Raw genomic sequence first — 13,876 nt, 5'->3', positions numbered from 1 at the left:
GACCGTGGACACCGAAACCGGCTACGGCGCGGTCGAATTCGTCGGTCGCGCCGACTTCCAGGTCAAGGTGCGCGGTCAGCGCCTGGAACCGGGTGAGGTGGAGGCCGCCCTGTGCGAGGTGGACGGCATCGCGCAGGCCGTGGTCATGGTGCACACCGGCGATGAGACCGCCGGAGCCGCAGCCCGTTTGGCGGGTTATGTGGTCGGGCACCCGGACCGCGTACTGGATCCGGAGCGGATCCGGCAGGCCGTGGGCGAGCGCCTGCCCGGTTATATGGTTCCCGATGGGGTGACGGTTCTCGCGTCGCTGCCATTGACCAGCAGCGGCAAGATCGATCGCCGCGCGCTGCCGGAGCCGGTCTTCCCGGTACACGAATTCCGCGCGCCGGAAGGTGCGGTCGAGCAGCTGGTGGCGAGCGTATTCGCCGAGGTACTGGGCGTGGCGCGGGTCGGGGCCGATGACGACTTCTTCGCGCTCGGCGGCGATTCCATCATCTCGATCCAGGTGGTCGCCAAGGCCCGCGCCCGGGGCGTCGTATTCGGTCCGCGCGATGTCTTCGAACAGCGCACCGCCGCACGCCTGGCCCGCATCGCCCGCACCGACGCCGATGTCCCGCACGGCCTGGCGGAGCTGGCGGGCGGGGGAGTCGGTGACCTCCCGCTGCTGCCCGTGGCGCGGTGGATGGTGGAGTGGGGCAGCGGTTTCAATCGCTTCGACCAGCATGTGGCACTGCGGCTGCCCGCCGGTGTGCACGCCGACGCGTTGCACGCCGCGGTGGGCGCGCTGCTGGATCGTCACGACATATTGCGATCACGCCTGCACCGGGACGCCGAGGGTGCGTGGTCGCTGCGGGTCGGGCCCACCGGCACGGTCGATCCGGCCCGGATCGTGCACCGGTATTCCGTCGATGCGGACGCCGATATCTCGGCGGTCGCCGCGGCACAGTTGAATTCGGCGCTGGATCGGCTGGATCCGGTCGCCGGATCCATGCTGCGCTGCGTCTGGCTCGATGCCGCCGATCGGCCCGGCTGGCTCATCATCGTCGCCCATCACCTGATAGTCGACGGCGTGTCCTGGCGAATCCTGGTGCCGGACTTGCTGTCCGCGCTCGAACAGGCGGCGTCCGGGTCGACCCCGGAACTCGCGCCCGTCGGCACCTCCCTGCGCCGCTGGGCGCACGCCCTGGCCGCCGCCGCCACCGAACCCGCACGCCTGGCCGAACTGGCGCTGTGGCAGCGCATGGCGGCCTGCCCCGATCCGGCGTGGGGCGGGCGCGAATTGGATCCGAGCATCGATACCGCCGCGACCCTCGAGCGTCTCGAGATGCAACTGCCCGAGGCGGTCACCCGGAGCCTGCTCGCCCGCGTTCCGGCGGCCTTCCACGGCGGGGTCGATGACGGTCTGCTGGCCGGTCTGGCGGTGGCGGTGCGCATCTGGCGCTCACGGCGCGGCATCGACGACCCGTCGGTCCTGGTCCGCCTGGAGGGTCACGGCCGTGAGGAGCAGGTGGTCCCCGGGGCCGACCTGTCCCGGACCGTGGGCTGGTTCACCTCCATGTTCCCGGTTCGCTTCGACCTCGCCGAGATCGATATCGACGCGGTGGCGGCCGGCGGCAGTGCGGTCTCCGCGGCCGTGCTGACGGTCAAGGAGACCCTGAAGGCACTGCCGGACAAGGGAATCGGTTACGGCCTACTGCGCTACGGCAATGCCGAGACGGCGCGGTCGCTGCCGGATCGGATGCCGGGCCGGATCGGGTTCAACTATCTCGGCCGACTCGGCAGCGCCGATACCGACGGGCTCGGCGGCGTGCACGGCGGGCTCGGCGAGCTCATCGGCACCCCGGATCCCGATATGCCGGTGACGGTGGCGGTCGACATCTCCGCCATCGTGGTCCAGGATCAATTCCGGGCGAGCCTGCGATTCCCGCGCACCCTGCTGGATCGGGAGGAGGTCGAGGAATTCGCGCAGCTGTGGTCGCGGGCGCTGACCGCGATCGCCGAACACGCCGAAAGCCCCGGTGCGGGTGGGCATTCCCCCTCGGACTTCGATCTGGTGGAGCTGACCCAAGCCGATATCACCGCACTCGAACGCACCTACCCGGCGCTCACCGATATCTGGCCCGTGACGCGATTGCAGGCCGGAATGGTCTTCCACGCGCAGCTGGCCGATGCGGAGGCCGACGCCGATGCCTATATCGCACAGCTGATTCTGCACCTCACGGGTGCGCTGGAGGTCGATCGCCTGCGGGCGGCCGCGGCGGCGGTGATCCGGCGGCATGACGGATTGCGCACCGTCTTCACCACCACCGGCGCCGGCTCGACCATCTCGGTGCTCTGCGGCGAGGTCGAATTGCCATGGCGGCTGGTCGATCTCACGGACAGCCCGGACCCGGAGGCCGCGCTCAGCGCGCTGGCCGCCCGCGAGCAGGCCCATCCCTTCGACCTCGCGGTCCCCCCGCTGCTGCGCTTCACCCTCGCCCACCTGGACGTCGATCGCTGGGCGCTCATCCTGACCAACCATCACATCATCCTGGACGGCTGGTCCTACCCACTGCTGCTCACCGAACTGCTCGCCGAATACACCGGCGACCACGCCCCCCGCCCGCGCGGTTCGTATCGAGAGTTCCTTACCTGGTTGGCAACCCGCGACGACGAGGCATCGCTCTCCGCCTGGAACCGCGCGCTCGACGGAGCCGAACCCACCCTGGTGGCCGAGGGCGCGGACCTGGGCGTCGGGACGGTGGCGGATCAGAGCGTCACCCTCGATGCCGACACCACCCGGGCGCTCACCGCCGCGGCGGCCGCCGCCGGGGTCACCGCGAACACCGTGCTGCAATCGGCGTGGGCGATCGTGGTGGCGCAGTTGACCGGTCGCACCGATGTCGTATTCGGCGCGACGGTCTCCGGTCGCCCCGGTGAACTCGCCACCGCCGCGCACACCATCGGACTGTTCATCAATACCGTGCCCACCCGGGTGCGGCTCACCCCCGGTGAGACGATCACCGGGCTCTGGACGCGCCTTCACGCCGAACAGGCCGCGCTGCTGGATCACCATCACATCGGGCTGCGGGAGATCCACGCCCGCACCGGCGGTAAGGCTCTGTTCGACACCCTGATGGTGCTCGAGTCCTATCCGGTGGACATGCGCGATATCGAACGGGCCGCCGATCACGGCAGCCTGGCCATCACCCGCGTCACCGCCGCCGACTCCACGCACTACCCGCTGACCTGCACGGCGGTCCTGCGGGACACGCTCGGGCTGCGATTGCAGTATCGGGCGGAGCTTTTCGACGCGGCGACCATCGCGGTACTCGGTGAACGTCTGCGCGGCGTGCTCACCGCCCTCGCGCACGATCCGAGCAGGACGGTCCGCGAGATCGAGACCCTGCCCGCGCCCGAACGGCACCGGCTGGTGTACGAATGGGGCCGCAACGATCTGTCGGATCTGGACCTGGTCACGCTCGACGACGGGTACCTGTCCTCGGGCGGTGTGACCCTGCCGGGCGTGCTGGCGGCCGCGGTCGCGGCGAATCCGGACGGGGACGCCGTGGTGGACGGCGAGCGCCGGGTCACCTATCGCGAGTTGGACGCGGGCTCGAATCGCCTGGCGCGCCTGCTGATCGACCGCGGTGTCGGGACCGAATCGGTGGTCGCCGTCGCCGTTCCGCGCTCACTGGACTGGGTGCTCGCGGTCTGGGCGGTGGCCAAGACCGGAGCCGCCTTCGTCTCGGTCGACCCGGCGCATCCGCTGGATCGGAACCGCTTCCTGTGCGCGGACTCCGCTGCGGCACTGGGCATTACGACACTCCAGCACGTACCGGAACTCCCCGCGGACCTGAGCTGGTTCGTCCTCGACGACCCGGCCATCGCCGAACGGGTCCGGCAGGTGCCGCACGCTCCGGTCACCGATGCCGACCGGCACCGCGTGATTCGAGCGGCCGATACCGCCTACGTCATCTACACCTCGGGCTCGACCGGCCTGCCCAAGGGCGTCGAGGTCAGCCACACCGGTGTGGCCGCGCTGGTCGCCGACCACCTGCGGCACGCTGCGCCCGAGGCGGATTCGCGGGTGCTGGGGGTCGCCGCACGCACCTTCGACGCGGCGATTCTGGAACTGCTGCTCGCGGTCTCGGGCAGCAGCGCGCTCGTGCTCGCGCCCGCCGACGTGTACGGCGGACAACCGCTGCGAGATCTGTTGCGCGCGCAGCGGATCACGCACGCGTTCCTGACCCCGTCGGTGGCGCTGTCGGTGGATCCGTCCGGTCTCGACGATCTGCTGATGGTCATGACCGGCGGCGAAAGCTGTGGGCCGCAGCTGGTTTCGCGCTGGGCGGGCACCGATCGAGCGGGTGCGCGCAGGCTGCGCAATATGTACGGCCCGGCCGAAGCGACCATCTGGGTGACCGCCGCCGAGCTGACGCCGGGGCATCCGGTGCGGATCGGCGGCCCGATCGCGGGCGCGGGCGTGCTGGTGCTGGATACCTGGTTGCGGCCGGTACCCGTCGGCACGGTCGGCGAGCTGTACCTCTCCGGCGCCGGTGTGGCGCGCGGCTATCGCGGCCGGTCCGCCGCGACCGCGGCGCGATTCGTGGCCGATCCCTTCGGCGGGCCGGGTGATCGCCTGTACCGCACCGGCGATCTGGTCCGCTGGCTGGCCGGCGAATCCGGTTCGGGCACCGGAAGTCTCGAATTCGTGGGACGCGCCGACTTCCAGGTGAAGGTGCGCGGACAGCGACTGGAACTGGGCGAGATCGAAGCCGTGCTCGCGGCGGTACCGGGTGTCGACCAGGCGGTCGTGCTCGTGCACACGCCCTCGGCGGGAACCGGTGCGCGGCTGGTGGGCTATGTGGCCGGAGCGGTCGATGCGGATCAGGTCCGCCGGGCGGCCGCCGCGCGCCTGCCCGGGTACATGGTCCCGGATGTGCTGCTGGTGCTCGACGAGCTGCCCTTGAACAGCAGCGGTAAGATCGACCGGCGCGCCTTGCCGGAACCGGTGCTGCCGGAACAGGTTTTCCGTGCCCCGTCCGGCGCTGTCGAACAGATCCTCGCCGAAGTGTTCGCCGAGGTGCTCGGGGTCGATCGGGTTGGCGTCAATGACGACTTCTTCGCGCTCGGCGGCGATTCGATCGTCTCCATCCAGGTGGTGGCGCGGGCCCGGGCCCGCGGGGTGGTGTTCGGCCCGCGCGATGTCTTCGAACAGCGCACCGCGGCGCGCCTGGCGATCATCGCGGGCGCGGCCGGCGCGGGTGTGGTGCCGGAGCTGCCCGGCGGCGGGGTCGGCGAACTGCCGCTGCTGCCGATCGCACAGTGGATGGTGGGGTGGGGCCGGGGGTACGACCGCTTCGATCAGCATGTGGTGCTGCGCCTTCCGGCCGGTACCGCGTACCCCGATCTGGTCGCGGCGGTGGGTGCGCTGCTGGATCGTCACGACATGCTGCGCGCGCGGCTACAGCGCGCTGCTTCGGGGGAGTACTCCATGCTGGTCCGTCCGGCGGGCAGTGTGGACGCGGGCGCGGTGGTGCGGCGGCACACCCTCGACTCGGATGTCGATGTGCGGGAACAGGCTGCCGCACAGTTGAATTCGGCCTTGGATCAGCTGTCGCCCGCGAGCGGTGCGATGGTGCGGTTCGTCTGGCTCGAACCCTGCGACGACGAACCCGGCTGGTTGCTGGTGGTCGCGCATCACCTGGTGGTCGACGGCGTGTCCTGGCGAATCCTGGTGCCGGACTTGCTGTCCGCGCTCGAACAGGCGGCGTCCGGGTCGACCCCGGAACTCGCGCCGGTCGGCACCTCCGTGCGCCGCTGGGCGCACGGCCTCGCCGCGGCGGCGGCCTCGCCCGAACGCGTTCGCGAGCTGGAACTGTGGCAGCGCATGGTCGCCGGAACCGATCCACTGTGGGGCGGACGTGAACTCGACCCCGCACGCGATACCGCCGAAACGCTGGAGCAGACCGACTTCCAGCTTCCGGAAGCGGTGACGCGGTCGCTGATCTCGCAGGTTCCGGCGGTGTTCCACGGCGGGGTCAACGACGGTCTGCTCGCGGGTTTGGCGGTGGCCGTGCGGCTTTGGCGGGCCAGGCGGGGAGTGGACGACTCCTCGGTGCTGGTCCGGCTGGAAGGCCACGGCCGCGAAGAGCAGGCGATCGGCGGCGCGGATCTGTCGCGCACCGTCGGCTGGTTCACCTCGATGTTCCCGGTCCGGTTCGATCTGACCGGAATCGACCTGAACGAGGTGCGCACCGGCGGGGCGGCGGTCGCGGCGGCGGTGCTGGCCGTGAAGGAGACGCTGAACGCGCTGCCGGACAAGGGCATCGGCTACGGTCTGCTGCGCTATCTCAACCCCGAGACGGCCGCCGCCCTGCCCGATGGTGTGCCGGGCCGCATCGGCTTCAACTACCTCGGCCGGGTCACCGGCGAGGGCGTCGACGGCGGCCTGGGCGATCTGGATGTCACCGTCGATCCGGACATGCCCGTCACCGTCGCGATGGATATCTCGGCGATCGTCATCGACGACCGTCTGCGGGCCACCCTGCGTTTCCCGCGCACCCTGCTCCCTACCGCGGAGGTCCGGGAACTGGCCGACCTGTGGGCGCAGGTGCTGACCGCCATCGCCGAATATGCCGAAACCCCCGGTGCGGGAGCGCATTCCCCGTCGGATTTCGGTCTGCTGGCACTGACTCCCGCCGATATCACCGCCCTGGAGAACGCGTATCCGACCCTGTCCGATATCTGGCCGCTGACCCCGTTGCAGGCCGGACTGCTCTTCCACGCCCGGTTGGCGGGCAATACCGCCGACCCGGACGTGTACACCGCGCAGGTGCTGTTGCGCCTGACCGGCGACCTGGACCTGCCGCGTCTGCGGCGGGCGGCGGCGGCCGTACTGGAGCAGCACGCGGGTCTGCGCAGCGCCTTCGCCACCACCGCCGGTGGCGTGGGCGTCGCGGTGGTCTGCGAAAATCTCGAATTGCCTTGGCAGCTGGTCGATCTCACCGATCACGCCGACCCCGAGACGGCCCTGACCGAGTTGGCGGCGGCGGAGAAGGCACGCCATTTCGATCTGGCCGCCGCGCCGCTGCTACGCTGCACCGTCGCGCGACTGAACGCGGGCGAATGGGCGCTCATCCTGACCGACCACCACGTCATTCTCGACGGCTGGTCGTGGCCGCTGCTGGTCACCGACCTGTTCACACACTACGGCGGTGGCACCCCGCTCCCGGCGGGGTCGTACCGGGACTTCCTGTCCTGGTTGGCGTCCCGGGATCGCGAGGCCGCCCTGGCGGCCTGGTCCGCGGCGCTCTCGGGCGCGGAACCCACCCTGATCGCGGGGGCCGCGGGGATCGGCGCACCCGCCGGGCCGGTGGTCGATCGATCCCTGATCATCGACCGCGCGGCGACCGAGGCGGTGGCGGCCACCGCGGCCGTCGCCGGGGTCACCGTCAATACCGTGCTGCAATCGGTGTGGGCCATGGTGATCGGTCACTTCACCGGTCGCGCCGACGTGGTGTTCGGTACCACCGTCTCGGGCCGACCGGCCGAATTGCCCGGGGCCGCACGGACCATCGGATTGTTCGTCAACACCATTCCGACCCGCATCCGCTGCGAACCCGCCGAGACCGTCGAGGCGCTGTGGGCGCGTATCCAGAACGAGCAGGCGCGCCTGCTCGACCACCATCACCTCGGACTGGCCGATATCCAGGCGCTCACCGGTGGTGAGGCGCTCTTCGACACCCTCATGGTGTTCGAGTCGTATCCGATCGATGCGGGCGATATCCGACACCTCGCCGGGCTCGGTGAGCTGAAGCTGACCGGGGTCACCGGTACCGACTCCACGCACTACTCGCTGTCCTGCACCGTCATCATGCAGGACACCATGCGGATTCGGCTCCAGTACCGGCCCGATCTGCTGACCGCGGCGACCATCGAGAAGCTCTGCGAGCGAATGGAATTCGTGCTCGGCTCGATTGTCGCCGCCCCGTCCGCGCCGGTGCGCGAGATCGAGGTGCTGCCCGCGCCGGAACGGCTGCTGCTGGATGACTGGGGGCGGCGTAGGGAGATCGCACCCCTGCCGGGCGTGGACCTCATCGCGGGCGGGGTGAGTTTGCCCGCCCTGCTGGCGGCCGCGGTCGCGCTCAACCCCGGGGGCGATGCGGTGGTCGAGGGTGCCCGGCGCATCACGTACAAGGACCTGGACGAACAGTCGAATCGACTGGCGCGCCACCTGATCGCCTGCGGGGCCGGACCCGAATCCGTGGTGGCCGTCGCGCTGCCGCGTTCGCTCGAATGGGTGCTGTCGGTCTGGGCGATCACCAAGACCGGTGCGGCCTTCCTGCCCGTGGATCCCTCGCACCCGCTGGAGCGCAATCGCTTCGTGTGCACGGATTCCGCCGTGCGACTCGGAATTACGCTGACCGCCCATGCGGCACGGGTGCCGGAGCAGGGGGTGTCCTGGGTGGTGCTGGACGACCCGGGTGTGATGGCGCGGGTGCGCGCACTGCCGCGGACGCCGGTGACCGATGCCGAACGGCTCGGCATCGGGCGCGTGCGCAATGCCGCCTATGTCATCTACACCTCCGGCTCGACCGGTCGGCCGAAGGGCGTCCAGGTCACCCATGCCGGTCTGGTGGCGGTGGCCGCGGCGCAATGGAGTTGCTACGCGGCCGATTCCGCGTCGCGGGTGCTGGGCGTCACCGCGCGAACCTTCGATATGGCGATACTCGAGATGACCCTCGCCTTCCCGGTCGGCGCGACGCTGGTGCTGGCCCCGGCCGACGTGTACGGCGGTCCGGAGCTGGCCGAAGCTATTCGGGAACAACGCATTACGCACGCCATGCTCACCCCGAGCGTGGCGGCCATGCTCGACCCGGCTGGACTCGACGAACTGCGGGTGCTGATCCTCGCGGGCGAGGCCTGCCCGCCCGCCCAGGTGGCGCGCTGGTCCCGCACCGATGCGACCGGCAGCCGCCGGGTCTTCAACAATTACGGGCCCACCGAGAGCACCATCATCGTGACCATCAGTCCCGAACTGCGCGTGGGTGATCCGGTCACCATGGGCGCACCGATTCCGGGCATGGGCGCGACGGTGCTGGACGCGTGGCTGCGCCCGGTGCCGGTGGGCGTGGTCGGTGAGCTGTACGTCTCGGGTCCCGGTGTGGCACAGGGTTATCGGGGCCGCGCGGGATTGACCGCGGCCCGATTCGTCGCGGACCCCTTCGGCGCGCCCGGGGAACGGCTCTACCGGACCGGCGATCTGGTGCGCTGGCTGCCCGCCGAATCCGAGTCGGGCCGAGCGGTACTGGCCTACCTGGGCCGGTCGGACTTCCAGGTCAAGGTGCGCGGCCAGCGCCTCGAACCCGGTGAGGTCGAAACCGCCCTGACCGATCTGGACGGGATCGAACAGGCCGTGGTCGTGGTGCACCGGCACGACACCGGTACCCGACTGATCGGCTACGTGGTGGCCACACCGGGCATTGCGCAGGATCCGGTGCGGATCAAACGGGCGGTGGGCGAACGACTGCCGGGGTTCATGGTGCCCGATGTGGTGATGGTCCTGCCGGAATTGCCGTTGACCAGTAGCGGAAAGGTCGATCGGGCGGCGCTGCCGGAACCGGTGGCGGCGCACGCCTGCTACCGCGCGCCGTCCACCGCGACGGAGCGACTGGTGGCCGGTGTCTTCGCCGAGGTGCTCGGCGTGGCGCGGGTCGGGGTCGAGGACGACTTCTTCGATCTGGGCGGCAATTCCCTGTCCGCGACCCGGGTTTCGGCGCGATTGGCCGAGACCATGGGGCTCGAGGTCGGTGTGCGCGAGGTGTTCGAATCGCCGTCGGTCGGTGCGCTGGCCGAAACGCTGAGCACCCGCACCGCGCGGACCGGCGGTGCGGGGGCCACGCGGCGACTGGCGCCGCAGGTGCGGCCCGAGCGGATCCCGCTGTCATTCGCCCAGCAGCGCATGTGGTTCGTGAACCGGTTCGCCCCGGATTCGGTGGCGTACAGCATTCCGCTGGTGCTGCGCCTGTCCGGAGCGCTGGACGTGGCGGCGCTGGCCGCCGCGGTCGGGGATGTGCTGGCGCGCCACGAGGTCTTGCGCACCAGGTACCCCGACGCCGACGGCGTGCCGTACCAGGTGGTCGTGCCGGTGCGGGAGTCCGCCGCCCTCAACGATGTCGACCTCACGCCCGTGCCGACCGCGGCGGCCGACCTCGTGGCGGCCGTGGCCGCCGTGGTCTCGGTGGAGTTCGATGTGTCGCAACGGATTCCGTTGCGAGCGCGCCTGCTGTGCTTCGGCGAGCAGGAGTTCGTGCTCGTCCTGGTCGTGCACCACATCGGTGCGGACGGCTTCTCGATGGCTCCGCTGGCGCGGGATCTGGCCTCCGCGTACGCGGCCAGGCATGCGGGGCGGGAGCCGCAGTGGGCTCCGCTGCCGGTGCAGTACGCCGATTACGCGCTGTGGCAGCGCGAACTGCTGGGGTCGGCCGCCGATCCGGACTCGCTGCTGGCGCGACAGCTGGGGTACTGGACGCGGCAATTGCGGGAGCTGCCCGAGGTACTGGAGCTGCCCGCCGATCGGCCGCGACCGGCGATCGCCACCCATCGCGGCGCGCGGTTCGAACTCGCGGTGGATCCGGCCACGGTCACCGGGCTGCGCGATCTGGCTCGCGCACAGGGCGTGACGGTCTTCATGGTGTTCCACGCCGCGCTGGCGATCGTGTTGTCGCGCTTGTCGAGCGGTGCCGATATCGCGATCGGGACACCGGTGGCCGGGCGCGGTTCGACACTGCTGGACGATCTGGTGGGCATGTTCGTCAATACGGTGGTGCTGCGCACCCGGATCGATGAGGCGCTGCCGTTCACCGAACTGCTCGCCGGGGTGCGCGGGGTCGATCTGGAGGCGTTCGCCCAGGCGGAGATTCCGTTCGAACAGGTGGTGGAGGCGCTGGATCCGCCGCGGACCCGGGCGCATCATCCGCTGTTCCAGGTGATGCTGGCCTTCCACAATCTGGACGAGGCGGTCCTGACGCTGCCCGAAATCGAGGTGACCACCGCGGGCGCGGATATCGGCGTCGAACGGTTCGATCTGACGGTCACGCTCACCGACGCGCCCGATGACACCGGTGCGATGCCGGTCGGGATCAGCTATGCCACCGATCTTTTCGATCCGGCGACCATCGAGGTCTTCGCGCGGCGGCTGCTGACGGTATTGGATGCGGTGGCGGTCGATCCCGGTGTGCCGGTGCGGGATATCGATCTGATGGCCGCGGGGGAGCGGGAGCGGCTGCTCGGCGAACTGGGCGGGAACGCCGAGAGTGATGCTCTTCCAACGGCTCTCCGCCTCACGGAGATCTTGGCGATTGCAGTGGTCGTGAATCCTGACGGTGACGCGGTGGTCGACGGCGTTCGGCGACTCACCTACCGGGAACTGGATGCCTGCTCGAATCGGCTGGCGCGGTTGCTGATCGGGCGGGGCGTCGGGCCGGAGTCGGTGGTCGCGGTCGGTGTTCCACGCTCCCTGGAGTGGGTGTCGGCGGTGTGGGCGGTCGCCAAGACCGGCGCGGCCTTCGTCTCGGTCGATCCGGCGCATCCGGTCGAGCGCAATCGCCATGTACTCACGGATTCCGGTGCGCGAGTGGGAATTACGCTTGCCGCCCACTCCGATTCGCTGGCGGCGGAGAGCGTGTCGTGGTTGGTGCTCGACGATCCCGCGGAGCTCACGCGGATTCAGGGCGAGAACGATGCGCCGGTGACCGAGAGCGACCGGCTCGCGTCGGTCCGGGCGGGCAATGCCGCCTACCTCGTCTACACCTCGGGCTCCACGGGTGAACCCAAGGGCGTCGAGGTGACGCATTCGGGCCTGGCCGCGGTGCTCGCCGATCACCGGCGGCGCTGTGCGGCGGACCCGGATTCGCGGGTCCTGGGCGTGGCCGCGCGCACCTTCGACGCCGCGATCCTGGAGTTGCTGCTGGCCATCGGAGCCTCGGCGACCCTGGTCATCGCGCCGCCGGATGTCTATGGCGGACAACCCCTGTGGGAGCTGCTGCGCGATGAGGGCATCACCCACGCCTTCCTCACCCCCACCGTCGCGGTCTCGATGGACGCGGCCGGACTCGACGATCTGCGGGTGCTGCTCACCGGCGGTGATCGGTGCACGCCGCAGCTGGTGTCGAGGTGGTCGGGCACCGATGTGGCCGGCTGTCGCCGGGTGCACAATCTCTACGGCCCGGCCGAGGCCACCATCTGGGCGACCGGCACCGAGTCGGCACCCGGGCGGGCCGTGGATATCGGCGGTCCGATCGCCGGAGCACGGGTGCTGGTCCTGGATTCGTGGCTGCGCCCGGTCCCGGTCGGCGTGGTCGGTGAGCTGTACCTCGCCGGTCCCGGGGTAGCCCGCGGGTATCGGGGCCGCGCGGGACTCACCGCCGCCCGGTTCATCGCGGACCCGTTCGGCGCGCCCGGTGATCGCCTCTACCGGACCGGCGATCTCGTGCGCTGGACCCTCGCCGAATCGGGTTCCCGCACACCGGCATTGACCTTCATCGGGCGCTCGGACTTCCAGGTGAAGGTGCGCGGGCAGCGACTCGAGCTCGGCGAGATCGAGGCCGCCCTCGGCGATCTGCCCGAGATCGAACAGGCGGTCGTGGTGGCGCACGGCTCGGGCGGTGGCGTCCGGTTGGTCGGCTACGCCGTCCCGCGCCCCGGGTGCGAGATCGACCCGGCCAAGACCCGGGAGGCGGTGAGCCAGCGGCTACCGGGCTATATGGTCCCGGACGTCATCATGGTCCTGGACGAATTGCCGATGACCGCCACCGGCAAGGTCGACCGCCGGCGACTGCCGGATCCGGTCTACCCCACCCGGGCCTTCCGCCTGCCCACGACCTCCGCGGAACATCTTGTCGCACAGGTCTTCGCGGAGGTGCTCGAGGTGGAGCGGGTCGGCGCGGAGGACGACTTCTTCGCCCTCGGCGGCAATTCCCTGGCCGCGGTCCAGGTGGTCGCGCTCATCCACGCCCGGACCGGTCGCCGCATCCCGCCGAGCATGCTGTTCTCCGATGCCACCCCGGCGGCATTGGCGCGCCTGATCGACAGTGACACCGAGGGAATGAACATCTCCCTCGGCGTCCTGACTCCCCTGCGCTCCACCGGAACCCGCTCACCGCTGATCTGTATCCATCCGGGCGGTGGCCTGGCCTGGGTCTACGGTTCGCTCGTCGGCCACCTCGCCGCCGACCGGCCCGTCTACGGCCTCCAGGACCCGCATATCGTCGCCGATGAACCCCGGTTGGAATCGGTGGGCGCGTACGCCGATCGCTATGTGCGCGAACTCCTGGAACGCTTTCCGGACACCACCTACAACCTGGTGGGCTGGTCCCTGGGCGGCCAGATCGCGCACGCGGTGGCGGTTCGGCTGCAAGAACTCGGCCACCGGGTCGGGTTGCTCGCCCTCGTCGACGCCACCCCCGAAACCGCCGCCGAGGACAGCCCCGCACCCCAGCAGAGCGAGGTGGTCGAAGCGGTGGCCCGCATCCTGGGCGGCTGGCGCGATGCCCTCGAACTCGACGAAGTCCCCACCTTCGACAACCTCGAGGACTTCTACGCCCTGCTCTCCGACCGCCTCAGCCGAGCCGGAATCCTTGCCCCCCAACAGGTTCAGCGAGTTCTGGAGAGCTTCTCCAAACCCCTGCCCTACGACCCCGGCCACTACACCGGTGATGCCCTGCTGCTCACCTCCGCCCGAGAATCCGGCCGCGATCGGTTCGCCCAGATCTGGCGCAACCACATCGGCGGCCACATCGAGCAGATCCCCATCGACGAATGGCACACCGGCATGCTCAATGCCGAGAAGGCTGCCGAGATCGGCCCGATCCTGGAGGCCCGCCTGGGATAA

At 70.3% G+C, this 13,876-nt stretch carries 1 protein-coding gene (cut by a window edge); it reads left to right on the top strand.

All coding sequences use genetic code 11. The features are described 5' to 3' along the window. Window positions 1–13,876 carry the end of a non-ribosomal peptide synthetase gene (locus NA10_RS05430; protein WP_067564260.1) on the top strand. Its footprint begins 14,417 nt before the window's first position, so 13,876 of the gene's 28,293 nt are visible here — the last part of the coding sequence; its start codon lies off the left edge, out of view; it ends in the stop codon at window positions 13,874–13,876.

It is taken from the genome of Nocardia acidivorans NBRC 108247 (assembly GCF_001625085.1).
In the GTDB taxonomy this organism is placed as follows: domain Bacteria; phylum Actinomycetota; class Actinomycetes; order Mycobacteriales; family Mycobacteriaceae; genus Nocardia; species Nocardia acidivorans.
This window is presented reverse-complemented; position numbering and strand designations above follow the sequence as displayed.